Origin of the sequence: Kitasatospora sp. NPDC088783 (assembly GCF_044750705.1) — a bacterium.
Taxonomy (GTDB): Bacteria; Actinomycetota; Actinomycetes; order Streptomycetales; family Streptomycetaceae; genus Kitasatospora; species Kitasatospora fiedleri.
In genome coordinates this window covers 118,997-145,098 of the sequence record NZ_JBIVKJ010000007.1, presented here as the reverse complement: position 1 = coordinate 145,098, position 26,102 = coordinate 118,997, and the positions used below count along the sequence as shown (strand labels likewise).

Annotated in this window: 27 protein-coding genes; 4 read left to right on the top strand and 23 right to left on the bottom strand. The window is 73.5% G+C overall.

Annotated elements, in window-relative coordinates:
• Nucleotides 1-15 precede the first annotated feature (15 nt).
• The 4 genes from ACIP60_RS20955 to leuA form a co-directional block, all read right to left on the bottom strand.
• Nucleotides 16-843, bottom strand: coding sequence for an isoprenyl transferase (locus ACIP60_RS20955; protein WP_100836085.1), 828 nt, complete (start codon nucleotides 841-843; stop codon nucleotides 16-18).
• A gap of 2 nt (nucleotides 844-845) precedes the next feature.
• Entirely contained in the window at nucleotides 846-1,592 is a 747-nt protein-coding gene (gene recO, locus ACIP60_RS20950; RefSeq protein WP_033250275.1) for a DNA repair protein RecO, read from the bottom strand.
• A 224-nt stretch (nucleotides 1,593-1,816) separates the two neighbouring features.
• Nucleotides 1,817-2,362 carry a TerB family tellurite resistance protein gene (locus tag ACIP60_RS20945; RefSeq protein ID WP_400686579.1) on the bottom strand — a complete coding sequence of 182 codons (546 nt, stop codon included), beginning with the start codon at nucleotides 2,360-2,362 and terminating at the stop codon, nucleotides 1,817-1,819.
• A 487-nt stretch (nucleotides 2,363-2,849) separates the two neighbouring features.
• Nucleotides 2,850-4,634, bottom strand: coding sequence for a 2-isopropylmalate synthase (gene leuA, locus ACIP60_RS20940; RefSeq protein ID WP_400686577.1), 1,785 nt, complete (start codon nucleotides 4,632-4,634; stop codon nucleotides 2,850-2,852).
• Between the two features lie 431 nt (nucleotides 4,635-5,065).
• Here leuA and ACIP60_RS20935 point away from each other — a divergent pair, with 431 nt between their 5' ends.
• The gene (locus tag ACIP60_RS20935; protein ID WP_030458622.1) at nucleotides 5,066-5,332 is read left to right on the top strand and encodes a protealysin inhibitor emfourin; all 267 of its coding nucleotides are present in this window, start codon (nucleotides 5,066-5,068) and stop codon (nucleotides 5,330-5,332) included.
• Nucleotides 5,333-5,365: 33 nt separating this feature from the next.
• Here the strand turns inward: ACIP60_RS20935 and ACIP60_RS20930 are convergent, their stop codons facing one another.
• From ACIP60_RS20930 to hrcA, 17 genes are all read right to left on the bottom strand, one after another.
• A complete protein-coding gene (locus ACIP60_RS20930; protein WP_100836088.1) occupies nucleotides 5,366-6,079 on the bottom strand; it encodes an alpha/beta fold hydrolase in 714 nt (237 codons plus the stop codon).
• 31 nt (nucleotides 6,080-6,110) lie between these two features.
• A complete protein-coding gene (gene era, locus ACIP60_RS20925; protein WP_111553483.1) occupies nucleotides 6,111-7,040 on the bottom strand; it encodes a GTPase Era in 930 nt (309 codons plus the stop codon).
• Between the two features lie 47 nt (nucleotides 7,041-7,087).
• Complete coding sequence (locus tag ACIP60_RS20920) at nucleotides 7,088-7,246, bottom strand: hypothetical protein (protein WP_400686574.1); 159 nt, start codon at nucleotides 7,244-7,246, stop codon at nucleotides 7,088-7,090.
• A gap of 122 nt (nucleotides 7,247-7,368) precedes the next feature.
• Nucleotides 7,369-7,722 (bottom strand): cytidine deaminase, encoded by a 354-nt coding sequence (locus ACIP60_RS20915; protein ID WP_400686572.1) that lies wholly within the window; start codon nucleotides 7,720-7,722, stop codon nucleotides 7,369-7,371.
• Nucleotides 7,723-7,764: 42 nt separating this feature from the next.
• Nucleotides 7,765-8,754: an aldo/keto reductase gene (locus tag ACIP60_RS20910; RefSeq protein ID WP_100836090.1), complete on the bottom strand. Its 990-nt coding sequence runs from the start codon at nucleotides 8,752-8,754 to the stop codon at nucleotides 7,765-7,767.
• An 84-nt stretch (nucleotides 8,755-8,838) separates the two neighbouring features.
• On the bottom strand, nucleotides 8,839-9,378 hold the full coding sequence (locus tag ACIP60_RS20905; protein WP_400686569.1) for a DUF4383 domain-containing protein: 540 nt from the start codon (nucleotides 9,376-9,378) through the stop codon (nucleotides 8,839-8,841).
• The gene (locus ACIP60_RS20900) at nucleotides 9,375-9,626 is read right to left on the bottom strand and encodes a hypothetical protein (protein WP_100836092.1); all 252 of its coding nucleotides are present in this window, start codon (nucleotides 9,624-9,626) and stop codon (nucleotides 9,375-9,377) included. Before ACIP60_RS20900 ends, ACIP60_RS20905 begins: the two co-directional genes overlap by 4 nt.
• Before the next feature lie 192 nt (nucleotides 9,627-9,818).
• Entirely contained in the window at nucleotides 9,819-11,147 is a 1,329-nt protein-coding gene (locus ACIP60_RS20895) for a hemolysin family protein (RefSeq protein ID WP_400686567.1), read from the bottom strand.
• A 13-nt stretch (nucleotides 11,148-11,160) separates the two neighbouring features.
• A complete protein-coding gene (gene ybeY, locus ACIP60_RS20890; RefSeq protein WP_100836093.1) occupies nucleotides 11,161-11,655 on the bottom strand; it encodes an rRNA maturation RNase YbeY in 495 nt (164 codons plus the stop codon).
• Between the two features lie 14 nt (nucleotides 11,656-11,669).
• On the bottom strand, nucleotides 11,670-12,773 hold the full coding sequence (locus ACIP60_RS20885; RefSeq protein ID WP_400686564.1) for a PhoH family protein: 1,104 nt from the start codon (nucleotides 12,771-12,773) through the stop codon (nucleotides 11,670-11,672).
• Nucleotides 12,774-12,991: 218 nt separating this feature from the next.
• Nucleotides 12,992-13,909 carry a ribonuclease Z gene (locus ACIP60_RS20880; RefSeq protein WP_400686562.1) on the bottom strand — a complete coding sequence of 306 codons (918 nt, stop codon included), beginning with the start codon at nucleotides 13,907-13,909 and terminating at the stop codon, nucleotides 12,992-12,994.
• A gap of 3 nt (nucleotides 13,910-13,912) precedes the next feature.
• Nucleotides 13,913-14,266 (bottom strand): HIT domain-containing protein, encoded by a 354-nt coding sequence (locus ACIP60_RS20875; protein WP_400686560.1) that lies wholly within the window; start codon nucleotides 14,264-14,266, stop codon nucleotides 13,913-13,915.
• A 42-nt stretch (nucleotides 14,267-14,308) separates the two neighbouring features.
• Nucleotides 14,309-14,467, bottom strand: a complete 159-nt coding sequence (locus tag ACIP60_RS20870) for a hypothetical protein (protein WP_400686558.1) — start codon at nucleotides 14,465-14,467, stop codon at nucleotides 14,309-14,311.
• 173 nt (nucleotides 14,468-14,640) lie between these two features.
• Nucleotides 14,641-17,838: a PDZ domain-containing protein gene (locus tag ACIP60_RS20865; protein ID WP_400686556.1), complete on the bottom strand. Its 3,198-nt coding sequence runs from the start codon at nucleotides 17,836-17,838 to the stop codon at nucleotides 14,641-14,643.
• Between the two features lie 111 nt (nucleotides 17,839-17,949).
• Complete coding sequence (locus tag ACIP60_RS20860; protein ID WP_400686554.1) at nucleotides 17,950-18,693, bottom strand: 16S rRNA (uracil(1498)-N(3))-methyltransferase; 744 nt, start codon at nucleotides 18,691-18,693, stop codon at nucleotides 17,950-17,952.
• 116 nt (nucleotides 18,694-18,809) lie between these two features.
• Complete coding sequence (gene dnaJ, locus ACIP60_RS20855; protein WP_100836099.1) at nucleotides 18,810-19,949, bottom strand: molecular chaperone DnaJ; 1,140 nt, start codon at nucleotides 19,947-19,949, stop codon at nucleotides 18,810-18,812.
• An 81-nt stretch (nucleotides 19,950-20,030) separates the two neighbouring features.
• The gene (gene hrcA / locus ACIP60_RS20850; RefSeq protein WP_400686552.1) at nucleotides 20,031-21,104 is read right to left on the bottom strand and encodes a heat-inducible transcriptional repressor HrcA; all 1,074 of its coding nucleotides are present in this window, start codon (nucleotides 21,102-21,104) and stop codon (nucleotides 20,031-20,033) included.
• Between the two features lie 302 nt (nucleotides 21,105-21,406).
• Here hrcA and htpX point away from each other — a divergent pair, with 302 nt between their 5' ends.
• Both htpX and ACIP60_RS20840 read left to right on the top strand, forming a co-directional pair.
• Nucleotides 21,407-22,327: a zinc metalloprotease HtpX gene (htpX, locus tag ACIP60_RS20845; RefSeq protein WP_400686550.1), complete on the top strand. Its 921-nt coding sequence runs from the start codon at nucleotides 21,407-21,409 to the stop codon at nucleotides 22,325-22,327.
• Between the two features lie 105 nt (nucleotides 22,328-22,432).
• A complete protein-coding gene (locus ACIP60_RS20840; protein ID WP_400686548.1) occupies nucleotides 22,433-23,020 on the top strand; it encodes a hypothetical protein in 588 nt (195 codons plus the stop codon).
• A gap of 6 nt (nucleotides 23,021-23,026) precedes the next feature.
• Here ACIP60_RS20840 and ACIP60_RS20835 read toward each other — a convergent pair whose 3' ends face one another.
• Nucleotides 23,027-23,725, bottom strand: a complete 699-nt coding sequence (locus ACIP60_RS20835; protein ID WP_400686546.1) for a hypothetical protein — start codon at nucleotides 23,723-23,725, stop codon at nucleotides 23,027-23,029.
• 262 nt (nucleotides 23,726-23,987) lie between these two features.
• Here ACIP60_RS20835 and ACIP60_RS20830 point away from each other — a divergent pair, with 262 nt between their 5' ends.
• The gene (locus ACIP60_RS20830; protein WP_400686544.1) at nucleotides 23,988-24,833 is read left to right on the top strand and encodes a DUF3097 domain-containing protein; all 846 of its coding nucleotides are present in this window, start codon (nucleotides 23,988-23,990) and stop codon (nucleotides 24,831-24,833) included.
• Nucleotides 24,834-24,847: 14 nt separating this feature from the next.
• Here the strand turns inward: ACIP60_RS20830 and hemW are convergent, their stop codons facing one another.
• Entirely contained in the window at nucleotides 24,848-26,077 is a 1,230-nt protein-coding gene (gene hemW / locus ACIP60_RS20825) for a radical SAM family heme chaperone HemW (protein ID WP_400686542.1), read from the bottom strand.
• Between the last annotated feature and the right edge of the window lie 25 nt (nucleotides 26,078-26,102).

Genomic DNA, 26,102 nt, shown 5'->3' with positions numbered 1-26,102 from the left:
GTCTCCCGCAGCCGGTCAGCGCTGCGGCGGGACCTCGGCGCCGACCTCGTTGGGGAGGGCGCCGCCGAAGCGGCGGTCGCGGCGGGCGTACTGCTCGCAGGCGCGCCACAGGTCGCGGCGGTCGAAGTCCGGCCAGAGCACGTCCTGGAAGACCAGCTCCGCGTAGGCGGACTGCCAGGCGAGGAAGTTGGAGGTGCGCTGCTCGCCGCTGGGGCGCAGGAACAGGTCGACGTCCGGCATGTCCGGGTAGTAGAGGTACTTGGCGAACAGCTTCTCGTTGACCTTCTCCGGGTTGAGCTTCCCGGCGGCGACGTCGCGGGCGATGGCCAGCGCGGCGTCGGCGATCTCGGCCCGGCCGCCGTAGTTGACGCAGAAGTACAGCGTCATGGCGTCGTTGTTCTTGGTCTGCTCCTGGGCGACCTGGAGCTCCTGGACCACGCTCTTCCACATCTTCGGCATCCGGCCGACCCAGCGGATCCGGATGCCCATGGCGTCCATCTCGTCGCGGCGGCGGCGGATCACGTCCCGGTTGAAGTTCATCAGGAACTTCACCTCCTCCGGGGAGCGCTTCCAGTTCTCGGTGGAGAACGCGTACAGCGAGAGGTTCTTGACGCCGATCTCCAGGCAGCCGCGCAGCACGTCGAGGACGACGCCCTCACCGACCCGGTGTCCCTCGGTCCGGGGCAGGCCGCGCTCCTTGGCCCAGCGGCCGTTGCCGTCCATGACCACCGCGACGTGTTCGGGAACCAGCTCGCCGGGGATCTTCGGCGGCCTGGCGCCGCTCGGGTGCGGGGCCGGAGTCTCGTACGTCCGCTTGCTGCCGAACAGCCGTCGCGCGACCATGCTCACTTCTCCACGTATCTCATCGAGCGGATGCCCCGCTCCAGGTGCCACTGCAGGTAGGCGGCCACCAGCCCGCTGCCCTCGCGCCAGTACCGCGGCTCGCAGCCGTCGGCGGTCTGCCAGTCTCCGGAGAGCAGCGCGCCGAGCAGTACCAGTGTCTCAGGGGAGGGTACGGCACTTCCGGGCACCCGGCAGTCGCCGCACAGCACGCCACCGGCCTGGAGGGAGAAGAAGCGGTTGGGTCCGGGCAGCCCGCAGCGGGCGCAGTCGGTGAAACTCGCCCCGTAGCCGTTGACGGCGAGCGAGCGCAGCAGGAAGGCGTCCAGCACCAGGTGCGACTGGTGGGTGCCGGCCGCCAGCGTGCGGAGGGCGCCGACCAGCAGCAGGTACTGCTGGACGGCGGGCTGGCCCTCGTTCTCGGCGAAGCGCTCGGCGGTCTCCAGCATCGCGGTGCCGGCGGTGTAGCGGGCGTAGTCGTCGACGATCCGGGCGCCGTAGGGGGCGATGGTCTCCACCTGGGTGCACAACGGCAGGGTGCGGCCGACCAGTTCGCTGCCGCGGCTGAAGAACTGGATGTCGACGTGCGAGAACGGTTCGAGGCGGGCGCCGAACTTCGACTTGGTCCGGCGCACTCCCCGGGCCACCGCCCGGACCTGGCCGTGCTGGCGGGTCAGGAAGGTGATGATCCGGTCGGCCTCGCCGAGCTTCTGGGTGCGCAGCACGATGCCGTCGTCGCGGAAGAGACTCATGGTGGAACCCATTGTCCCGCACCCCGCCGACAGCCCGGGCCCCGACGGCCCGACGGGGACGGCCCGCCGGGGACGGGCCCGACGGCGGCGCAGCCGTGAACCCGCACCGGGGTTGTGGGGCTTTCGCCCGTGCGGTGCGGGACACGGCGGGCCCGGGAGGGGGGTGTACGGGCCCGGCTCATGGATGGGGCGGGAGAGAGGGGACGCGGAGCGGTGGAGGGGGGTCAGTGCGGGGCGCGGGTGGCCGCCTCCAGCAGCCGGTCCACCTGCGGGGCGGTGAGGCGCAGGCAGCGGCCGACCACGGCGAGCGCGGCCCGCTCCTGCGGGAGGTAGCGGCCGTCGGCGAGGGCGATCACGGCGCCGAGGGTGAGCAGGCGCTCGCGGCCCTGGAGGGCCAGGTGCGGGGCGAGCGGTTCGAGCGCGGCGTGCAGTTCGACGGCGAGTCCGCCGCCCTCGACGTCCACGTCCAGCGGGTCGCCGCCGCCGTGCCCGGAGAGCGCGGCGAGCGCGGCCAGCACCTGGGCCTCGCCGCAGTCGTCGAACCCGGCTTCCTTGATCACCGCGCAGGCGGCCTCCCGCCCACCGCGCCCGGCGGTGCCGCCGGCGGCGAGCGCGGCCAGCGCGACGGTGTACTGGGCGTCGCGGAGCATCGCGCCGAGCCGGACCGAGGTCAACTGCTCCAGGGCGTCGACCCCGTAGCGGCCGCGGCAGGAGGTGCACTGGACGCTGCGGGCCACGCCGCCGAGCGGCAGCACCGGCGTCCCGAGCAACCGCAGCCACCGTCGGCCGTGTTGCCGGCGGTAGTTGCGGTCTCCGCCGCAGCCCGGGCAGAAGAATTCACCGAGGACATCCGTCCGCCACCGAGGGCGAACACCCCACAACCCTGTCACGGCGCCACTCCCCAGACATGGCAGGCGGCCTGCACATCAGTGGGCAGGTCACGCGACCGGACGCCGGAGTCGTCCCACCGACCCCGGTTCCGGTCCGACGATGTTGCCACGGTTACCGGCTCGTGTCAGCACCCTGAACGGGTGCCGAGGGGAAAATTTGTGACCGGGGACACATGTGATCGACGACACGGTCCGAGCGGCCGCGGGGCGGGCCTGGCACGTCCCGACGATTGGTCAACTACCGGGGGGGACAGGCCGGATGGGCCGCAGGAGGAGGACGGGCGGGCCGGAAACCCCCGAGGGGCCCGCCGGTGGCGGGCCCCTCGGGGCGGGCGCGGGCGCCGGAGCGGCGGGCGCCCGGACGGCGTCAGTCGCGCTGGGCCGACCGGTTGACGGCGCTGATCAGGGCCTTCAGCGAGGCCAGCACGGTGTTGGAGTCGATGCCCACGCCCCACAGCACCTTGTCGCCGACGGCGCACTCGACGTACGCGGCGGCCTGGGCGTCGCCGCCCTCGCTCAGCGCGTGCTCGGCGTAGTCCAGGACCCGGACGTCCACGCCGATCGAGGCCAGCGCGTTGACGAACGCGGAGACCGGGCCGTTGCCGCTGCCGGTCAGGGTGACCGGGGTGCCGTCGACGACGGCCTCGGTGCTCAGCGCGTCGCGGCCGTCCTCGGTGGTCAGGCTGCGGGAGCCGCTCAGCGAGATCCGGCCCCACGGGTTGGCCGGGGTCGGCAGGTACTCGTCCTGGAAGACCGCCCAGATGTCGGCGGGGGTGACCTCGCCGCCCTCGGCGTCGGTCTTGGTCTGGATGATCTTCGAGAACTCGATCTGCATCCGGCGCGGCAGGTCCAGCTTGTGGTCGTTCTTCAGCACGTAGGCGATGCCGCCCTTGCCGGACTGAGAGTTGACCCGGATGACCGCCTCGTAGCTGCGGCCGACGTCCTTCGGGTCGATCGGCAGGTAGGGCACGCCCCAGGTGTGCTCGGAGACCGGGACGCCGGCGGCGGCCGCGTCGGCCTCCAGGGCGTCGAAGCCCTTCTTGATCGCGTCCTGGTGCGAGCCGGAGAAGGAGGTGAAGACCAGGTCGCCCGCGTAGGGGTGGCGCTCGGCCACCGGCATCTGGTTGCAGTACTCGGCGGTGCGGCGGATCTCGTCGATGTCGGAGAAGTCGATCATCGGGTCGACGCCCTGGGAGAACAGGTTCATCCCGACGTTGACCAGGTCCAGGTTGCCGGTGCGCTCGCCCTGCCCGAACAGGCAGCCCTCGACGCGGTCGGCGCCGGCCATCACGGCCAGCTCGGCGGAGGCCACGCCGGTGCCGCGGTCGTTGTGCGGGTGGGTGGACAGGCAGACGAACTCGCGGCGGCTCAGGTTCCGCGACATCCACTCGATCTTGTCGGCGTAGACGTTCGGGGTGGAGCGCTCGACGGTGGTCGGCAGGTTCAGGATGATCTCGCGGCCCTCGCCGGGCTGCCAGACGTCCATCACCGCCTCGCAGACCTCCAGCGCGTAGTCCAGCTCGGTGTCGATGAAGATCTCCGGCGAGTACTCGTAGCCGAAGACGGTCTCGTCGCCCAGGACCTTCTCGGCGTACTCCATCACCAGGCGGGTGCCGTCCACCGCGATGGCCTTGATCTCTTCCTTGCCGGCCCGGAACACCACCCGGCGGAACAGCGGCGAGGTCGCGTTGTACAGGTGGACGGTGGCCCGCGGGGCGCCCTTCAGCGACTCGACGGTGCGCTCGATCAGGTCCTCGCGGGCCTGGGTCAGCACCGAGATGGTGACGTCCTCCGGGATCGCGCCCTCGTCGATCAGCGAGCGGACGAAGTTGAAGTCGGTGGCGCCGGACGACGGGAAGCCGACCTCGATCTCCTTGTAGCCCATCTTCACCAGCAGGTCGAACATCTTGCGCTTGCGGACCGGCGACATCGGGTCGATCAGCGCCTGGTTGCCGTCCCGCAGGTCGGTGGAGAGCCAGCGCGGGGCCCGGGTGATGACCTTGGACGGCCAGGTGCGGTCCGGCAGGTCGACGGTGCCGAAGGGTACGTACCGCTGGAAGGGCATGCCCGAGGGCTTCTGCTGCACGGTGGCGGCGGTGATCGGGGTCGGACGGTCGACGAACGCGCGGGCGACGGAGGACTGTTCGGTCATGGGTGAGGCTCTCGGCTTCCCTTGTCGAAGGCGGTCTGCGGTCGGGGGCAGGAACACCCGACTCGGCCGACTGAATGCGCCGCGAAGATCACGCTGGACGCAACACGACTCCCCGCGGCGAGGGGGCCGGCCTTCACTGGACTACAGGCCCTCGCCGCGGCAGCTAAGAAGAAGCAGCCGGATGCGCATGATGCCGCCACTGTAACAAGAGCGGACGGGCCGACGCAGTGAGCCCCGCCACGATCCCACCCACTGAGACGGGCCCGGAGGGCCTCCCGGCGGCCCCGGCGGCACCCGCCACCCCCCTGGCGGCCGGGCCGGGGCCCGGCCCGGAGCCCGGCCGCGCAGACCTGCGGAGAGCCGGGAAGGACCCGCGAGGAGTTGGTGAAAAGCCTCGGCAAATTCCTCCGGTGCGTAGCACACTGACAACCATGCGTATCCAGGTCACCCGCACCGGCGGGTTCGCCGGTCTGCTCCGGTATGCCGAGATGGACACCACGGAGCGCCCGGACGCCCCGCACGTGCACGCCCTGGCCCGCGAGGCGGTGGCCGGCGGGCTGCGCGCACCCGCGTACGGCGTGCCCGACGGCTTCCACTACGAGATCACCGTCGACGGCCGCACCGTCCACTGCGCCGACCCGAAGCTCACCGACTCCCAGCGCGAACTGGTGAGCCTGGTGCTCCGCGAAGGAGCCTGACGGACCGTCAACCAGCACCCGGGGACGGGGAGTTCAGATCCACCCGTCCAACGAGGCGAGGAAGCCCGCCGGGTCGTCGCGGTGGATGCTGTGCCCGGCGCCCGGCACGGTGCGCACCTCGAAGCCCCGGCGGCGCAGCTCGGCGGCCTCCTCGTCCGACACCAGCCCGCTGGGGTCGGCGAGCTGGACGAGCGAGGGGACGGCCGGGGCGTCCGGCAGCGCGGACAGCTCGGGGTGCGCCCACAGGCCGAGCGCGGTGTCGGTGTCCCAGAGCGCGAGGGCGGCCAGCTCGGCGTCCACGTCCTCGACCGGCCAGCCGGGGTGCATGCTGGTGATGAACTGCCTGGTCCCGAAGCGCTTGAAGCCGACGAACGGCTCCGGCCCGAGCCCGGGGCGGTCGTAGACGAACGCGGGGTCGCTGTAGACCGCCCGGGCGGGCTTCAGCCGCTCGACGGCCCGCCAGAGCGCCAGCGCGCCCATCGAGTGGCCGATCGCCACGTCCGCCCCGGCGGGCAGGGTGTCGACCAGGTCCTCGGCGAACTGCTCGGGCCCGTACCGCTCGCGCGGACTCTCCCCGGTGCCGCGCGGGGAGACGCCGTGGCCGCGCAGGTCGACGGCGATCACCCGGTAGCCGCGCGCGGCGAGTTCGGGGCCGATCAGCCGCCAGGTCCGGTGGTCGGCCTGGATGCCGTGGATCAGCAGGGCGGTGCGCTCTCCCCCGCCCCACTCGTGGGTGTGCAGTTCCATCCCGACCGGCCCCTCCCCTTGCGACGCTCCGTCAGAAGCCGAGCTTACGCAGCTGCTTGGGGTCGCGCTGCCAGTCCTTGGCCACCTTGACGTGCAGGTCCAGGTAGACCGGGGTGCCCAGGAGCGCCTCGATCTGCTTGCGGGCGGTGGTGCCGACGTGCTTGAGCCGGGAGCCCTTGGCGCCGATCACGATGGCCTTCTGGCTCTGCCGCTCGATGTACACGTTGGCGTGGATGTCCAGCAGCGGGCGGTCGGCGGGCCGGCCCTCGCGCGGGATCATCTCCTCGACCACCACGGCCAGCGAGTGCGGCAGCTCGTCGCGGACGCCCTCCAGCGCGGCCTCCCGGATCAGCTCGGCGACCATGGTCTGCTCGGGCTCGTCGGTGAGGTCGCCGTCCGGGTACAGCGGCACGCCCTCGGGCAGCAGCTTGGTCAGCAGCTCGCCCACCAGCTCGACCTGCTGGTCGCCGACGGCGGAGACCGGGATGATCTCGGCCCACTCGATGCCGAGCTCGGCGCCCAGCTGGTGGACGGCGATCAGCTGTTCGGCGAGCCGCTTGGAGTCGACCAGGTCGGTCTTGGTGACGATCGCGACCTTCGGCGTCTTGCGGATCTCGGCGAGCTCCTTGGCGATGAACTTGTCGCCGGGGCCGAGCTTCTGGTCGGCGGGCACGCAGAAGCCGATCACGTCGACCTCCGCCCAGGTGGTGCGGACCAGGTCGTTGAGTCGCTCGCCGAGCAGGGTGCGGGGCTTGTGCAGCCCGGGCGTGTCCACCAGGACGAGCTGGGAGTCGGGGCGGTGCACGATGCCGCGCACGGTGTGCCGGGTGGTCTGCGGACGGTCGGAGGTGATCGCGACCTTCGTCCCGACCAGGGCGTTGGTCAGGGTCGACTTGCCCGCGTTGGGACGGCCGACGAAACACGCGAACCCGGAGCGGTACGGGGAGGAAGGGGCATTCATGACACCCATTGTCGCCGATCCCCGGAGCCGACCCGGTCATCGGGCGTTCAGTCGGCCTTCTTGCCGCCGCCGGTGATCGCGCCGACCAGGACGGAGGCCAGCAGGGTCAGGGTGCCGGCCAGCCACCACGGGGACCCGGTCTCGTGCCAGCGTCCGAAACCCATGACGCAGAGCAGCAGTCCGCAGAAGAACGCCGCGACGCCCATGTCCCGTTCCCTCCCTCGCCGGGACGAGATCTCAGCCGGTGCGATTATCGCACCCAGCAGGAGGCGCAGGGAGGGCCGACAGAGCCCCGGACACCCCGCCCGGGGCACTCCCGCCCGTAGGCTCACTCGGCCGCCGCGGCCACCTTCAGCGCCCCGTCCGGCCCGGCCAGCAGCACCGGCGTCCCGGCCCCGCCCAGGTCCCGCACCGCGGCCAGGTCGCCCGCGGCCGGCGCGTCCGCCTCGGACACCACCGCGGCCGCCTCCAGACCCTTCGCCCCGCTGGCCACCGCCATCGCCACCGCGGTCTGCAGCGCGCTCAGCCTCAGCGACTCCAGCGCCACTGTGCCGGCCACGTACGTCCGCCCGGTCTCGTCCCGGACCGCCGCCCCCTCGGCCACGCCGTTGCGGGCGCGGGCCGAACGGGCCAGCGTGATGATCTTCTTGTCCTCGGGGTCCAGCTCGGAAATCTCGGTCATGGCCCGAGCATAGGCCGTGCCGGACCGGCCGACCGGCGCCGCTCAGCCCTTGAGCAGCGCCCCCTCCCCCGCCGGTGCGAACGCCGCGAGCGCCGCGTCGATCCGACCCAGCACCGCGGCGTCCAGGGCCAGCTCCGCCGCGGCCTGGTTCTCCCGGATGTGCGCGGGGGTGCGGCTGCCCGGGATCGGCACCACGTGGTCGTCCTGGTGCAACAGCCAGGCCAGCGCCAGCTGGCCGGGGGTGACGCCGAGTTCCGCGGCGATCGCGCGCAGCGGAGCGTACCGGTCGTTGTTCGCGGCCAGGTTCTCGGCGGAGAACCTGGCGTGGTTGCGCCGGAAGTCGTCCTCGGCGACCTGCCGCACGGTGCCGGTCAGGAAGCCGCCGCCGAGCGGGCTCCAGGCCACCACGCCGACGCCCAGCTCGCGGGCGGCGGCCAGCAGTTCCGGGTCGATCGGCTGCCACATCGACCACTGGGTCTGCACCGCCGCGACGGGGTGCACCGCGTGCGCGGCCCGCAGCTGCGCGGCCGTCACGTTGGAGACGCCCAGGTGCCGCACCAGCCCGTCGGCGATCAGTTCGGCGACCGCGCCGACGGTGTCCTCGAACGGCACCTGCGGGTCCGGGAAGTGCGGGTAGTACAGGTCGATCACCTCGGTGCCGAGGTTGCGCAGCGACTGCTCCGCGTAGCCGCGCACGTGCGCGGGCTCGCAGTTGACCGCCAGCTCGCCGAACGCGAAGTGCACCGGGAAGCGGTGCGGCTCGGCGCCCGCCGGCACCCGGAAGCCGAACTTGGTGGCCAGCAGCACCTCGTCCCGGCGGCCCCGGACGGCCCGGCCGACCAGCTGTTCGTTGTGCCCGTCGGCGCCGTAGCCGTCCGCGGTGTCGATCAGCCGGGCCCCGGCGTCGATCGCGGCCCGCAGCGCGTCCTGCCCGCGCCGCTCGTCGGTCTCGCCGTACACGCCGGGCGAGAGCACCATCGCCCCGAACCCGATCGGCGGGCCGGCCAGCGCTCCCAGTGTGCGTTCCGTCATCGCGGTTCCCCCTCCGGACGGACTGCGGCCCGACGGACCTGACGGTCCGTCGGGCCTTGGCGGTCCCACTCTACGACGGGGCGGTCAGTGCCCGGTCGGTTTCGGCGGGCCCGGGCGGAGCACCTTCACCAGCGCGGGCGGGCCGTCCGGGAGGGCGTCGTCGTCGGAGTGGCGCTCCTTCCAGTACGGGTTGTCCTGCGGCAGGTGGCTGCCGACCCGGCCGTACATGCCGAAGGTCAGGACCACGAAGCCGAACACGAAGCTGAAGATGACGTTGGAGATGTGGAAGGCGAGCCGGTTGGCGCTGGAGTCCAGCACCGTCAGGCCGACGAAGCCGGCCAGCACGAACAGCACGCCCACGATCATGTTGATGTTCGAGGCGGTGTTGCCGCCGATCACCGCGCCCAGGATCAGGATGCCGCCGGCCACCAGCGACAGCACGCTCAGCGCCCCGTTGCTGGACAGGCCGATCACCTCCTTGCCCGAGGTGTCCAGGAAGCCCGGGTGGGTCCCGGTCAGTCCGAGGATGCCGAACACGATCAGGAACAGTCCGCAGAGGCCCGCGCCGTAGCGGTAGACCCTGCCGAGCCGGTGGTCGACCGGGAGTTCGTCGTGCAGTCTCATCGGGTCCTCCCCGCGTGGTCGGAGTGGTCGGAGCGGAGGAACGGCACCTCGTGGAGGTAGAGCGACCCGCACTGCTGGCAGCAGTGCAGCCCGGTGCCCCAGGCCTCCTCCGGCCTGCTCTCGGCGTCCGAGGCGATCTCGGCGCCGCACATGCCGTGCGAGGGGTCGGCGGCACGGACCACGTGCCACCTGGCCACCCCGCCGGCCGGCCCGCTCGGGCCGTACTCCGCGCGCAGTAGATGTGCCATGCCTTCCACGGTGCGCGTACCCCGGGCGACACCGCAAACGGGCCCCGGGACGAACCGTCCCAACCGGTCGCACCGATGGGGACGGTCCGTCCAAGGGCCCGTCCGGGAACCTGGGCGGGGGCCTGGCCGGGGAACTCGGCCGAGCGCCCGCCGTCACGCGGGGTGCCCGTACGACGACGGGCGTCCGGGAGCCTAGGAGGCGGCCTCCTCGGCCTGCTCCCGGCTCTCCTCGGCGACCCGCACCGGGGTGGCCACCACGGTGCCGATCCGGTTGCGGCGCCCGGCCGAGCTCTCCGCGGTCAGGCCGATCGCGGCCAGCCCGCTGCCCTCCGGCACCGGCACCTCGCACGAGGAGCCCGGGATCGGCACCCGGCCCAGGCACTTGGCCAGCAGCCCGCCGACGGTCTCCACGTCCTCGTCGTCCAGCTCGATGCCGAACAGCTCGCCGAGGTCCTCCACGGTGAGCCGGGCGGTGATCCGGTACGAGCCGTCGCCGAGGTCCTCGACCGGGGCGATCTCCCGGTCGTACTCGTCGGTGATCTCGCCGACGATCTCCTCCAGGATGTCCTCGATGGTGACCAGCCCGGCGGTGCCGCCGTACTCGTCGATCACGATCGCCACGTGCGAGCGCATCTGCTGCATCTCGCGCAGCAGGTCGGCGGCCGGCTTGGAGTCGGGGACGAAGACCGCCGGGCGCATCACCGAGTCGACCTGCTCGGACTCGGCGTCCCGGTTGATGTGGGTGCGGCGCACCAGGTCCTTGAGGTAGACGATGCCGACCACGTCGTCCTCGTTGTCGCCGACCACCGGGATCCGCGAGAAGCCGGAGCGCAGCGCCAGGGTCAGGGTCTGCCGGACCGTCTTGTGCCGCTCGATCATCACCAGGTCGGTGCGCGGCACCATCACCTCGCGCACGATGGTGTCGCCCAGCTCGAAGACCGAGTGCACCATCCGGCGCTCCTCGTCCTCGATCAGGTCGTCCTTCTCGGCCAGATCGACCAGGGCCCGCAGCTCGGCCTCGGAGGCGAACGGGCCCTCCTTGTAGCCCTTGCCGGGCGTCAGCGCGTTGCCCAGCAGGATCAGCAGCCGCGGGATCGGCCCGAGGATCCGGGCCAGCGGCAGCAGCACCCAGGAGGCCGCGGTGACGGTGCTCAGCGGGTGCTGGCGGCCGATCGTGCGCGGGGAGACCCCGACCGCCACGAAGGACACCAGCACCATCACGCCGAACGCCACCAGCACGGCCTGCCAGGTCTGCTGGAAGCCGCGCACGCAGACCACGGTGACCAGCACCGCGGCGGCCATCTCGCAGGCCACCCGGATCAGCGTCGCCAGGTTCAGGTAGCGGATGCTGTCCGAGGCCAGGGTCAGCAGCCGGCCGGAGCCGCGCCGCCCGGAGCGGACCGCCTCCTCGGCGCGGAACCGGGAGATCCGGGAGATCCCCGCCTCGGCGCACGCGGCCAGCCAGCCGAGCACCACCAGCAGCAGGGCCCCGATCAGGAAGCTCGTACTCTCACCACTCACAGCGGGCCGGCCCTCAGTGGACGGTCGGCGCGGGCGACAGGCCGGACAGGCCGCGGCCGGCCCGCCAGTCGTCCAGGATCCGCTTCTGCAGCGCGAACATCTCGCGCTCCTCGTCGGGCTCCTCGTGGTCGTAGCCGAGCACGTGCAGCACCCCGTGGACGGTGAGCAGCTGCAGCTCCTCGTCCATCGAGTGCTTGGTGGGGGCGGCCAGTCCCTGCTCCTTCGCCACCTCGGGGCAGAGCACGATGTCGCCGAGCAGGCCCTCCGGCAGGTCCTCGCCCTCCTTGCCCGGACGCAGCTCGTCCATCGGGAAGGACATCACGTCGGTCGGTCCTGGCAGGTCCATCCACTGGACGTGCAGCTCCGCCATCGACTCGCTGTCGTAGAGGATCACGGAGAGCTCGGACTGCGGATGGATCCGCATCTGGTCGAGGGCGTAGCGGGCGACGTCGAGGATGGACTCCTCGTCGACGTCCCACCCGGACTCGTTGGCGATGTCGATCGACATGGAGGGCTCAGTACTCAGCTTTCGGTGCGATGGGACTGGCGGGGCGCCCGGGCGCCCCGTCGTTGGGCGGGTTTGCGGTCGCCGGACTCCTCGGCCTCCTGCCGGGCGTCCCAGCGTTCGTACGCATCCACGATGCGGCCGACCAGCTTGTGCCGCACCACGTCGGTGCTGGTCAGCACCGAGAAGTGGATGTCGGGCACGTCGGCGAGGATCTCCTGGACGACCTTGAGGCCGGAGCGGGTGCCGCCCGGCAGGTCGATCTGGCTGGTGTCGCCGGTCACGACCACCCGGGAGTTGAAGCCCAGGCGGGTCAGGAACATCTTCATCTGCTCGGGCGAGGTGTTCTGCGCCTCGTCGAGGATGATGAAGGCGTCGTTCAGGGTGCGTCCGCGCATGTACGCCAGCGGGGCCACCTCGATGGTTCCGGCCGCCATCAGCCGGGGGATCGAGTCCGGGTCCATCATGTCGTGCAGCGCGTCGTACAGCGGGCGCAGGTACGGGTCGATCTTCTCGTAGAGGGTGCCGGGCAGGAAGCCCAGCCGCTCCCCCGCCTCGACGGCCGGCCGGGTCAGGATGATCCGGTTGACCTCCTTGGCTTGCAGCGCCTGGACGGCCTTGGCCATCGCCAGGTAGGTCTTGCCGGTGCCGGCCGGGCCGAGGCCGAAGACGATGGTGTGCTTGTCGATCGCCTCGACGTAGCGCTGCTGGTTGACCGTCTTGGGGCGGATGGTGCGGCCCCGGTTGGACAGGATGTTCGCCGTGAACACCTCGGACGGGGCCGGGCTGGCCGGGTCCTCGGCGGCACTCCTGAGCATGGTGATGGAGCGCTCCACGGCGTCCTCCGTCAGGGGTTGGCCGGTGCGCAGCACCAGCATCATCTCGGTGAAGAGCTGCTTGACGAGCGCGACCTCGGCGGGCGAGCCGGTGGCCGTCACCTCGTTTCCGCGGACGTGGATGTCGGCACCCGGGAAGCCCTGCTCGATCACCCGCAGGAGCGAGTCGGCGGCACCCAGCAGGGTGACCATCGGGTGCTTCTCCGGAATGACGATCCGGGTGCTGGTGGACGCCTCGTCGGGGCGCCGCTGTCCGTCGGTTCGGGTCTGCGGTGTGTCAGTCATGGGTCGGCGCTGCGGCCTGCCTCATCCCAATCCGTCGTGTCGTGTGGCTCGGGCTCTCCGGGTCACCAGGGTACGCCGCGCGGGTGTTCGCCGGAGCGGCGCGGCGGCTTCGATGGTGGGGTCTTTCGCCCCGATGTGCGAACGGTTTTCCGCACCTCGGGGGCCGGGGCCGCCGGTGGCGGCCGGCCGGGGCCGGGCGGCGGTCGACGGCGCGGTGGTCAACGGCGCGGCGGGACGGGGACCCGGGCCAGGTCCTCGGCGACCACGATCTCGCCGTCGAAGTGCCGGGCGGCCTCGGCCAGGTGCCCGGCCAGGTCGGGGTAGCGCTGCGAGAAGTGGGTGAGCACCAGTCGCCGCACCCCGGCCGCGGCGGCCACCCGGGCGGCCTGGGCGGCGGTCAGGTGGCCGTGCTCCTCGGCGAGCGCGGCGTCCTGGTCGAGGAAGGTCGACTCGATCACCAACAGGTCGGCGCCCTCGGCGAGTTCGGCCACGCCGTCGCAGAGCCGGGTGTCCATCACGAACGCGAACCGCTGCCCGGGCCGGACCTCGCCGACCTGCTCCGCGGTCACCGTCCGCCCGTCCACCTCGACCCGGCCCTCGCGCTGGAGCACGCCCACCGCGGGGCCCCGCAGGCCGAGTTCGCGCAGCCGCTCGGGCCGCAGCCGGAAGCCGTCCGGCTCGGTCAGCCGGTAGCCGAACGACTCCACGGGGTGCGAGAGCCGCACCGCCTCCAGCGCGAACGGCGCGCCCGGCGCGGGGAGCGGGCCGGAGCCGGCGATCGGGTGCTCGCGGATCTCGGCCGTCGGGTGGTAGGCGCTGGCGTGCCGCAGCCGCTCGAAGAACACCTGCCCGGACGCCGGGTAGTACGCGTCCACCGGGTGCGGCACCCGGTCCAGGTTGATCCGCTGCACCACCCCGGGCAGGCCCAGGCAGTGGTCGCCGTGGAAGTGCGAGACCGCGATCCGGGTGATCCCGGTGGCGCTCACCCCGGCCAGCAGCATCTGCCGCTGGGTGCCCTCCCCCGGGTCGAACAGCAGCCCTTCGCCGTCCCACCGCAGCAGGTACCCGTTGTGGTTGCGGTGCCGGGTCGGCACCTGGCTGGCGGTGCCCAGGACGACGAGCTCACGCTGCGACAACGCTCAGACCAGTCCCTCGGTGAGCGGCTTCCCGCCCAGCACGTGCACGTGTGCGTGGAAGACCGTCTGCCCGGCCTCCGCACCGGTGTTGAAGATCAGCCGGTACGACTCCAGGCCCTCGCCGCGCGCCGCCTCGCCCGCCTCGGTGAGCAGCTCGGCCGCGATCAGCGGCTCGGCGGCGGCCAGTTCGGCCGCGTTCGAGTGGTGCACCCGCGGGATCACCAGCAGGTGCGCGGGCGCCTGCGGGTTGATGTCCCGGAACGTCAGCGTCCGTTCGGTCCTGCGCACCACGGTCGCCGGGACGTCCCCCGACGCGATCTTGCAGAACACACAGTCCGCCTGCGGCTCGCCGGCCATCTCCCGCGCTCCTCACCTGGATCCGTCACTGGTGCCACGACCTTACAGCGGTCGGCGCACCACGATCCGGTAGGTCCGGTGTTCCCGGTGGTCCTCGTCGAAGTCCCCGCAGGAGCTCCGGCAGTTGTCGACCGTCAGCTCGGTGCCGCCGCGGCCCTCCGCCCGGATCGGGCGGGGGGTCCGCAGGCGCGGCGCCCTCATCCCCGGCGTCCGCACGCGCGGCGGCTCACGCGGCGCAGTTCGAGGAGCGCGGCCACCGCCGCCAGCCGGTCGGCCGCCGGGGCGCCGTCGGCCGGGCCGGCGGCTCCGGCGGTTCGGCGGCGGCCCGGAGCCCGGCTGGCGGAACGTCTCCCGGGCCGGTCGGTCCGCGCCGGTCAGTCCAGGCCGGGCGCGGTCTTGGCGGGGGTGCGGGCCAGCGACTCCAGGGCGAGCCGGACGGCGGTCTCCAGCTGGGGGTCGCGGCCGGCCGCCCAGTCGTGCGGGGCGATCGGCACCTCGACGTCGGGGGTGACCCCGCGGTTCTCCAGCTGCCAGCCGTAACCCTCCAGCCAGAAGGCGTACTTGGGCTGGGTGACCAGCGTCCCGTCGACCAGCGTGTACCGGCTGTCGATGCCGATCACGCCGCCCCAGGTGCGGGTGCCGACCACCGGGCCGATGCCGAGCGCCTGGATCGCCGCGTTGACGATGTCGCCGTCGGAGCCGGAGAACTCGTCGGCCAGCGCCACCACCGGGCCGCGCGGGGCGTCGCCGGGGTAGGGGTCGGGGCGGGCCAGGTCGCGGCCGTGGTTCCAGCCGACGATCCGGCGGGCCAGCTTCTCCACGATCAGCTGGGAGGTGTGACCGCCGCGGTTCTCCCGCAGGTCCAGCACCACGCCGTCCAGGGACATCTCGAAGCGCAGGTCGCGGTGGAGCTGCGCCCAGCCCGCGCTCTGCATGTCGGGGACGTGCAGGTAGCCGAGCCGGCCGCCGGACAGTTCGCGGACGGCGGCCCGCCGCCCGGCCACCCAGTCGTGGTAGCGCAGCGCCTCCTCGTCGTCGAGCGGCACCACGACGGGGTGCCGCTCGCCGCCGTCCCGGCCGCTGACGGTGAGCTCGACGGGGTGGTCGGCGGTGCCGGCCAGCAGCGGGGCGGGGCCGGTGACCGGGTCGACCGGGCGGCCGTTGACGGCCAGGATCGCGTCGCCGGGGCGGACCGCCGCGCCGGGGGCGGCCAGCGGGGAGCGGGCCCGCGGGTCGGAGGACTCGCCGGGCAGCACCCGCGCCACCCGCCACACCTCGCCGTCGCGCACCAGGTCCGCGCCGAGCCGGCCCTGCTGCCGGGCCGGTTCGGCGCCGCGGCCGGGCGGCAGCACGTACGCGTGCGAGGTGCCGAGCTCGCCGACCGTCTCCCACAGCAGGTCGACCAGGTCGGAGCGGCTGCCGACCCGTTCGACCAGCGGCCGGTAGCGGTCCAGGACGCCCGCCCAGTCGACGCCGGAGAGGTCGGCGCGCCAGAAGTTGTCGCGCATCAGGCGGCCGTTCTCGTCGAACATCTGCCGCCACTCGGCGGCCGGGTCGACGGTGACCCGGACCCGGTCGAGGTCGACCTCGGTCTCCTCGTCCTCCGCGGCCTTCTGGTCGGCGGGCACGATCCGCAGCGCGCCGTCCTCCAGCACGGCCAGCCGGGTGCCGTCGCCGCTGACGCCGAAGGTGTCGACGCCGCTGAGCAGTTCCTCCGCCCGGCGCCTGCGCAGGTCGAACCGCTCCAGCGCGGTCCGGGCCGGCTCCTCGTCCAGGGAGGCGGCGCTGTCGCCGAGTTCGCCGCTGAACGGGTACCTGGTCCAGAGCACCGCGTCCTTCGCGGCGCGCAGCACCCCGAACCGGCCCGCCTCCACCGGGAACGGCACGATCCGGTCGGCCAGGCCCTCCAGGTCGACCCGGGTGCTCGGCGCGGCCTCCTTCTCCCCGTCCTTGGCGTCCTCCTCCTCGCCGCCGGCCGGCCGCCCGCCGCGCCGCGGGCCGAACGGCGACGGGGTGTCGGCGGCCAGCGTCAGCAGGTACGGGCGGGTGCCGCCGGGGAAGGACAGGTCGAAGGCGTGCTGGTCGTACACCGGGTCGAAGGCGCGCACCGAGAGGAACGCCAGGTGCTTGCCGTCCGCGGTGAAGGCCGGCGAGTAGTCGTGGAAGCGCTGCGGGGTGGCCTCGCTGACGGTGCGCGAGGTCAGGTCGGCGAGCATGACCTGCCGCAGCGACCACGGGCCGAGCACCGGCTGCGACCAGGCCAGCCACCCCGAGTCGGGGCTGAACACCAGCCCGGAGACCTCGCCGTCGCCGCTGCGCGCCAGCTCGTTGACCGCGCCGTCGCTGAGCGCCACCAGCAGCACCCGGCCGTCGTGCGAGGCCACCGCGAGCTGCCGGCCGTCCGGCGAGACCGCCAGGCCGCGGACCCGGCCGAGCCGCCCGGCCGCCAGCCGCCGGCGCTCCGCGCCCAGCACCGCCGGGGCGTACTCCAGCGCGTCCTCGCCCTCCGCGTCGGTGACCCACACCGCGCCCTGCGCGCCGTCCTCGCCGGGGACGGCCCGGGCCAGCCGGGCCCGCGCCCCCGGCGTCTCGTCCAGCACCCGGGCCGGGCCCTCCCGGTGGGTCACCCAGTGCACGGTGCCGCGCACCACCACGGCCGCGGCCCGGCCGGTGCGGTCCGGGGCGGCGCTCTCCACCTGCCCGGCGGCAGGCGTCGGGTGCGGCTGCCGCCGGGTGCGCGGCCCGGCCGTCCGGACGTCCAGCCGGCGCGCCCCGGCGCCCTCCAGGTCGTCCAGCAGCCACAGCTCGCCGGCGCTCTGCCAGATCACCCGGGTGCCGTCGGTGGACGCCTGCCGGGCGTAGAACCCGTGGTCCGCCGGGCCGTGCGCCCGCAGGTCGGAGCCGTCCGGGAGGCTGGAGTACAGCCGTCCGACGCCCTCGTGGTCGGAGAGGAACGCGACCCGGTCGCCGACCCACATCGGGCACTCCAGCTGCCCGTCCAGCCCGGCGTGCAGGCGCTCGAACCGCGCGCCGCCGATCCACAGCTTCCCGGCCCGGCCGCCCCGGTAGCGCTTCCAGTGCGCGGCCTCCCGGTTGTGCGTGCCCAGCAGCACCCGTCCGCCGGCGGCGCCCTCCGGCACCGGTTCGAACGCCAGCGAGCCGATCGGCCCGTACGGCAGCCGGGTCGGCTCCCCGCCGTCCAGCGGCACCGCGAACGCCCAGGTCCGCCGGACGGTCTCCTGCCCCGCGGTGGTGATCGCGATCGGCCGCCCGTCCGCGCTCCACCCCACCAGCGCGGTGGACGGGCTCCCCCAGTACGTCAACCGCCGGGCCGCGCCGCCCTCCACCGGTGCCACGTGCACCTCCGGCGCACCGTCCCGGGTCGAGGTCCAGGCCAGTGACCGCCCGTCCGGGGCGAACCGCACCGCCCCCGAGGGCGCCTGGTCCGCCGTCAACCGCCAGGCCCGCCCGCCGTCGACGGGCGCCAGCCAGACGTCGTCCTCGGCGACGAAAGCCACGGCGTCGCCGTGCAGGTGGGGGTGGCGCAGATAGCCGCGCGTCGATTCCGTCATCCTGCCACCCTAGGCGGCGCGGCTCACGGATCGTCAGAGGTTGCGGGAGCCCGCGACCCGCGGCCGGGGCGGCGCGTCCCGGCTCCCGGCGCCGGGTCCGGAGGAGCGGGCCTACCCCCAGCGGCCGGTGCGGCCGAGCAGCAGGGAGCCGGCGGCGACGCCCGCCGTGGAGGTGCGCAGCACGGAGGGACCCAGCCGGTACGGCGCGGCGCCGGCCTCGGCGAAGGCGGCGAGCTCGTCCGGGGAGACGCCCCCCTCGGGCCCGACCACCAGGACGATCTCGCCCCCGGCCGGGAGCTGCGCGGTGGCGAGCGGCAGCGCGCCCTCCTCGTGCAGGACGGCCGCGAAGTCCGCGGCGGCGAGCAGCGGCAGCAGCTGCCGGGTGGTCACCGGGTCGCTGACCTCCGGGAAGCGCAGCCGGCGCGACTGCTTGCCGGCCTCGCGGGCGGTGGCCCGCCACTTGGCGAGCGCCTTGGCGCCGCGCTCGCCCTTCCACTGGGTGATGCAGCGGGCGGCGGCCCAGGGCACGACCGCGTCGACGCCGGCCTCGGTCATGGTCTCGACGGCGAGCTCGCCGCGGTCGCCCTTGGGCAGCGCCTGGACGACGGTGATCCGGGGCGCGGGGGCGGGCTCGTCGCGGACGGCGGTGACCAGGACGTCGAGGGCGTCCTTGCCGTGCAGCGCGGCGACGGTGCCGTCCGCGCCGCGGCCGCGCCCGTCGGCGAGGGTGAGCGCCTCGCCGGGCTCCAGGCGCTTGACGGCGACGGCGTGCCGGCCCTCGGGGCCGTCCAGCCGGACGGTGGCGCCGGGGGCGGCCCCGGTCAGGTCGTCGACGACGAACACCGGTGCGGTCATCGGTACAGCAGCCCTCTCAGCAGTGGGTCGTCCGGCGGAACGGGCCGGGAGCGGCGAGGTCCTCGACCTCGCCGCTCCCGGCCCGGGAGGCCCCTCCGGCGCGGGAGGGGCGGGTCTCACCGGCCGTTGAAGGCGTCCTTCAACCGGGAGAACAGGCCCTGCTGGCCGGGCGCGAACTGCCCGGACGGACGCTCCTCGCCGCGCAGCAGGGCGAGCCGCCGCAGCAGGTCCTCCTGCTCCGGGTCGAGCTTGGTGGGCGTCTGCACCTCGACGTGCACTATCAGGTCGCCCCGGCCGCCGCCGCGCAGGTGGGTGATGCCCCGGCCGTGCAGCGGGATCGACTGGCCGGACTGGGTGCCGGGCCGGATGTCGACCTCCTCCAGGCCGTCCAGGGTCTGGAGCGGCACCTGGGTGCCGAGCGACGCGGCGGTCATCGGGATGGTGACGGTGCAGTGCAGGTCGTCGCCGCGCCGCTGGAAGGTCGGGTGGCTGGTCTCGGCGATCTCCACGTACAGGTCGCCGGCGGGGCCGCCGCCGGGGCCGACCTCGCCCTCGCCGGCCAGCTGGATCCGGGTGCCGTTGTCGACACCGGCCGGGATCTTGACCGTGAGGGTGCGGCGGGCGCGGACCCGGCCGTCGCCGGCGCACTCGGGGCACGGGGTGGGGACGACGGTGCCGAAGCCCTGGCACTGCGGGCAGGGGCGGGAGGTCATGACCTGGCCCAGGAAGGACCGGGTGACCTGGGAGACCTCGCCCTTGCCGCGGCACATGTCGCAGGTCTGCGCGGAGGTGCCGGGCGCGGCGCCCTCGCCGTTGCAGGTGGTGCAGGTGACGGCGGTGTCGACCTGGAGTTCCTTGGTGGTGCCGAACGCGGCCTCCTCCAGGGTGATCTCCAGCCGGATCATGGCGTCCTGGCCGCGGCGGGTGCGCGAGCGGGGGCCGCGCTGGCCGGTCGCGGCGCCGAAGAAGGCGTCCATGATGTCGGAGAAGCCGAACCCGGCCGCGCCCGCGCCGAAGCCGCCCGCGCCGCCGCCGTTCGGCGACAGCGGGTCGCCGCCGAGGTCGTAGACCTGACGCTTCTGCGGGTCGGAGAGCACCTCGTAGGCGGCGTTGATCTCCTTGAACCGCTCCTGCGTCTTCGGGTCCGGGTTGACGTCCGGGTGCAGTTCACGGGCGAGGCGCCGGAACGCCTTCTTGATCTCGTCCTGCCCCGCGTCGCGTCGGACGCCGAGTACCGCGTAGTAGTCCGTGGCCACCAAATGCTCCGGTTTGTTCCGCCTCTAGAAGTGCCTGCGACAGCACGCTGCTTGTTGCGCCGTTCCGCTGCGGCCGCGCCGTTACGACTCCGCCAGGATCTGGCCGACGTACCGTGCCACCGCGCGCACCGCCCCCATTGTGCCCGGGTAATCCATCCGGGTCGGACCGATCACTCCCAGCTTTGCCACGCTCTGGTCGCCCGAACCGTAACCGACCGAGACCACCGACGTGGAATTGAGCCCCTCGTGCGCGATCTCGTGGCCGATCCGGACCGTCATCGCCGAGTCCGCCGTCTCGCCCAGCAGGCGCAACAGCACCACCTGCTCCTCCAGCGCCTCCAGGACCGGCCGGATGGTGAGCGGGAAGTCATGGCCGAAACGCGTCAGGTTGGCGGTGCCCGCCAGCATGATCCGTTCCTCGTTCTGTTCGGCCAGCGCCTCGAACAGGACCGTCAGCACGGTGCTGACGGCGGGCCGGTCGGCGGGCTCGAAGCTCGCCGGCAGGTCCTCCAGGACGGTCGGCACCTCGGGCAGCCGGCAGCCGCCCGCCATGCCGTTGAGCCTGGCCCGCAGGTCTCCGAGCAGGGCCTCGCCGACCGGGGCCGGGCAGTCGACCATCCGCTGTTCGACCCGGCCGGTGTTGGTGATCAGCACCAGCATCAGCTTGGTCGGGGTGAGCGACACCAGTTCGATGTGCCGCACGGTGGAGCGGGTCAGCGACGGGTACTGGACCACCGCGACCTGCCGGGTGAGCTGGGCGAGCAGCCGCACCGTCCGGGCCACCACGTCGTCCAGGTCGACCGCGCCCTCCAGGAAGTGCCGGATCGCCCGGCGCTCGGGGGCGGTCATCGGCTTGACCTCGGCGAGCCGGTCGACGAAGAGCCGGTAGCCCTTGTCGGTGGGGATCCGGCCCGCGCTGGTGTGCGGCTGGTGGATGTACCCGTCGTCCTCCAGCGCGGACATGTCGTTGCGGACCGTGGCCGGGGAGACGCCGAGGTTGTGCCGCTCCACCAGGGCCTTGGAGCCGACCGGCTCCTCGGTGCCCACGTAGTCCTGGACGATCGCCCGGAGCACCGCGAGGCGCCGCTCGTCGAGCGGACGGGCGGTCGGGCGCGTGTCGATCAGTCGGCCGTCGGGCTTGCCGTCGTCCGGCATGGGGCACGCACCTCCGTCGTCGTCCGTTGACCCGGTGTCTGACCCGGCTTGGCACTCCACTGGTCAGAGTGCCAGGACCGTACCTGCCAGTGTACGGCCCGGGCCTGACGGCAGGAACGGTCCGCCCCCGTGATCCTGGACCGAAGGACCGGCGACGCGCCCGGGACGTGTCGCTTTCCCACCGAATTCCCATCGTTTCGGATGGTGCCCGCGGGGCCGCCCGGTGGCAGCATCGAAGGCGAGCGGGGCGGACGGCGCGGCAGCGCGGTCCGGCACCGCGCGAGGCACGAGGAGGAGCAGCGATGTCGGTGCCACAGCACTCCAGGTTCACCCCCGACCGCGGGCTGACCGGCCGGATGGTCACCACCATGTTCCTGATCGGGCTGGTCTACGTGGGCTTCACCGGCCTGCTGATCGTGCTGCTGCGCGGCGCCTGGCCGCTGGTGGTGCTGATCTCCGGCGGCCTGTTCGTCGCGCAGTTCTGGTTCTCCGACAAGATCACCGAACGGGCGATGGGCGCCCACCAGGTCACCCCCGAGCAGTACCCGCAGCTGCACGGCGCGGTCGACCGGCTGTGCGCGCTGGCCGACATGCCCAAGCCGCGGGTCGCGGTCGCCGACAACGACATGCCCAACGCCTTCGCCACCGGCCGCAACCCGCAGAACGCGGTGATCTGCGTGACCACCGGCCTGCTGCGCCGGCTGGAGCCGGAGGAGCTGGAGGGCGTGCTGGCCCACGAGCTGTCGCACGTCGCGCACCGGGACGTCGCGGTGATGACGGTGGCCGGGTTCCTCGGCGTGCTGGCCGGCGCGATGACCAGGATCGCCCTGTACGGCGGCATGATGGGCGGCGGCAACCGCAACAGCAACGACCAGAACGCGGCGATCGCCATGGTGCTGATCCCGCTGGCCTCGATGGTGGTGTACGCGATCAGCTTCCTGCTCACCAGGCTGCTGTCCCGCTACCGCGAGCTGGCCGCCGACCGGGCCGCCGCCCAGCTGACCGGCCGGCCCGCCGCGCTGGCCTCGGCGCTGACCAAGGTGACCGGGCAGATCTCCGCCATCCCGACCAAGGACCTGCGCCGGGCCCAGCCGTACAACGCCTTCTACTTCGCCCCGGCGCTGAGCGCCAGGGAGACCGCCTCCCAGCTGCTCTCCACCCACCCCTCGCTGGAGCAGCGCCTCGCCCAGCTGCGGAAGGTCTCCGACGAACTCGGGCACTGAACCCGCCCCCGCCGGAGCGACCGCGGCCACCGCGGCCACTGCGGCCACGGAAATCACCGAAGTCACCCGAAGTCACCCCAAGTCACCGAAGAAGGAGCTCGCGGCGTGGGATTCCTGGACGCCCTGTTCGGCCGGACCAAGCCGGTGAAGCCCGACCTCGACCAGCTGTTCGGCATCCCGTCGGCGGCGCTGACCCTGCAGGCCGCCAAGGGGTTCCTCCCGACCGGCCTGGGCTCGGTCTGCTTCGCCGCGGTCGAGGGCGCGGCCTTCACCGAGGTGCAGCAGCAGGTGCGGGCACTGCTGGACGCGGACACCGGGCGCGGCGGCGTCCCCGTCGAGGCGTCCCGGGACGGGTACGGGTACTCCTGGCTGCTCTCCCGGCACACCCCCGAGGAGCTGCCCGACCTGGTCAACGACCTGCACGCGGTCAACAGCGAGCTGGAGGCGAACGGTTTCGGGCCGCAGCTGCTCTGCTCGCTGGTCGCCTTCCGGGACGCCGAGGGCCGCTCGCTGGCCCTGGTGTACCTGTACAAGCGCGGCACCTTCTACCCGATGTGCAAGGTCGCCGGGCAGGAGAAGCGGGACAACCCGCTGGAGATCGAGGTCTCCCACCTGCTCCGCGACGACCTGCGGATCGAGCCGGACCTCTCCCGCTGGTTCCCGGTCTGGGGCGCGCCGGGCCTGGAGGACTGACCCCCGTCAGTGCGCCCGGGCCCGGTACGCCTGCACGGCGGCGTCCAGAACGGTCTGCAGGTCGTCGGTCGGCCGGTCGGTGCCGACCTGCTGCACCGTCAGGACCACGTCGCCGAACCGGACGAACGCGGTCTCGTCGACCCACGGGTGGACGCCGTCGGGCGGCGGCATCGAGGTGATCCGCACCCGCAGGCTGTCGCCGACCTGGATCGCGGTCGCGCTCTCCTGCAACACCGAGCCGTCCACCAGCACCGTGCTGAAGTCCGCGCAGCGTCCGACCGCCGCACGAACCGCGTCCAAGGCGGCGGCCGCCCGTCCGAACGGGTAGCGGTCGAGCACCTCCTGCCCGCCCCAGCCGAAGTCGTCGTCGCCGACGGGTTGGCGCTCCAGGCCCACCGCGACGTCCTCCAACGGCTTGGCGTGCGTGGTCAGGAAGGACGTGATGCCCAGCTCGGAACAGGGCATCGACTCCAGCGGCTCGGTGTTCGGCACGTAGGTGGAGGCGGCGCTCGGCGCGCGGGTGGTGGTCGACTCCACCTCCGAGGTGTTCAGGGTGAAGCCCTTCGGCAGCCGGTCCGCCGTCAGCAGGTCCGCGCGCAGCGACGGCGGCGCCGGATCGGCCTTCTTCGAGCCGTCGGCCGTACAGGCCGTCCCGCCCAGCAGCAGCACTGCGGCGACCGCCGCCACCTGCCAGCGCCCGTTCATCGTTCCGTCCCCGCTCCTGCGTGATCATCGGAGTGTGATCGTCGGGCAATGTCCCACACCGGTGACGGCCTCCCGCTCCCGGGGTGGCACCCGTGACCGACCGGACCGCGCCGGATCCACCTCGGCGACACCACGGCCGCCCACCTCGACGGCCTCGATGGCCGGGCCCGCACCCTCGCCCCGCCGACGTCCTCGCCACCGCCGCCCCCGCACCCGTGCTGACGCGACGTCAGGCCGACCGACGTTTCGTAGACTGCGATCCATGCGGAGCAGGGAGTACGGGCCGGATCTGACCCCGCCGTGGAAGCGGCAGCAGCCCGCGCCGGAGGTGGCGGCGGAGCGGGACCTGGTGGTGGAGGAGGCGGCGACCGGGTTCTGCGGGGCGGTGGTGCGCTGCGAGCGGACGGCCGAGGGGTTCACCGTCACGCTGGAGGACCGGTTCGGCAAGCACCGGGTGTTCCCGCTGGTGCCGCGCGGGTTCCTGCTGGAGGGGCGGGTGGTGACGCTGGTGCGGCCCGCCGCGGCGGCGCCGGCCGCGCCGCGCGGTCCGGGGCGCACGGCGTCCGGTTCGGTCGCGGTGCCGGGGGCGCGGGCCCGGGTGGCCCGCGAGTCGCGGATCTACGTCGAGGGCCGGCACGACGCCGAGCTGGTCGAACGGGTCTGGGGCGACGACCTGCGGATCGAGGGCGTGGTGGTGGAGTACTTGGAGGGCGTGGACGACCTGCCCGCCATCGTCGAGGCGTTCGCCCCCGGCCCGGGCCGCCGGCTGGGCGTGCTGGTCGACCACCTGCTGCCCGGCACCAAGGAGCACCGGATCGCCGCCCGGGTGACCGGCGAGCACGTCCTGGTGGTCGGCCACCCCTACGTCGACATCTGGCAGGCCGTGAAACCCGCCGGGCTGGGCTTCGCGGCCTGGCCGGAGGTGCCGCGCGGCGAGGTGTGGAAGGAGGGCGTCTGCCGCCGGCTGGGCTGGCCGGTGGACACCCCCGCCGCCTGGAAGCGCATCCTCGCCTCGGTCGACGGCTGGAAGGACCTGGAGCCGGAACTGCTCGGCCGGGTCGAGGAGTTGATCGACTTCGTCACGCTGCCGGGCGGCGGCGGGGCCTGAGTCCCCGGTCCGGGTCAGTCGACCAGGTCGCGGACCACCCCGTCCGCCAGCAGCCGTCCGCGCAGGGTCAGCGCGGCCCGGCCCGCCGCGTACGGGGCGGGCTCCAGCAGGCCGTCGGCGAGGGCCCGGTCGGCGGCGGCCCGGCCGTCGGGGGTGAGCAGGTCGAGCGGGCAGCCCTCGGCGAGGCGCAGTTCGAGCAGGATGCGCTCGACCCGGCGGTCCTCGTCGGCCAGCACCTCGCGGCCGAGGGCGGGGGTGCGCCCCTCGGCGAGGGCCTGGGCGTACGCGGCGGGGTGCTTGGCGTTCCACCAGCGGACGCCGCCGACGTGGCTGTGCGCGCCGGGGCCGGCGCCCCACCAGTCGGCGCCGGTCCAGTACAGCTCGTTGTGGCGGCAGCGGCCCTCGGGGGTGGTGGCCCAGTTGGAGACCTCGTACCAGGCGTACCCGGCGGCGGTCAGCGCCCGGTCGGCCATCAGGTAGCGGTCGGCGTGCACGTCGTCGTCGATCATCGGCAGTTCGCCGCGCTTGACCCGGGCGGCGAGGCGGGTGCCGTCCTCGACGATCAGCGAGTACGCGGAGACGTGGTCGGGGCCGGCGCCGATCGCCGCGTCCAGCGAGGTCTGCCAGTCCTGGTCGGACTCGCCGGGGGTGCCGTAGATCAGGTCCAGGTTGACGTGGTCGAAGCCGGCCGCGCGGGCCTCGGCGACGCAGGCCTCGGGGCGGCCGGGGGTGTGGTGGCGGTCGAGCAGGGCGAGCACGTGCGGGCGGGCGCTCTGCATGCCGAAGGAGATCCGGTTGTAGCCGCCCGCGCGCAGTTCGGCCAGGTAGGCCGGGTCGACGGACTCCGGGTTGGCCTCGGTGGTGACCTCCGCGCCGGGGGCGAGGCCGAACTCCTCGCGCAGCGCGGCCAGCATCCGCACCAGGTCGCGGGCGGGCAGCAGGGTCGGGGTGCCGCCGCCGAGGAAGACCGTCTCGACCGGCAGCGCGGTGTCGCCGAGGACCCGGCGGGCCTGCCGGATCTCGGCGATCACGTTGTCCGCGTAGGTCTCCTGCGAGGCGACCGCGCCGGAGGAGCGCAGTTCGGTGGCGGTGTAGGTGTTGAAGTCGCAGTAGCCGCAGCGGCTGGCGCAGTACGGCACGTGCAGGTAGAAGCCGAACGGCCGCTCGCCGAGTCCGTGCAGGGCGTGGGCGGGCAGCGAGCCGTCGGACGGCACCGGTTCGCCGTCGGGGAGTGCGGAGGGCATGCGTCCATTGTCCGGTAGCGGCCGG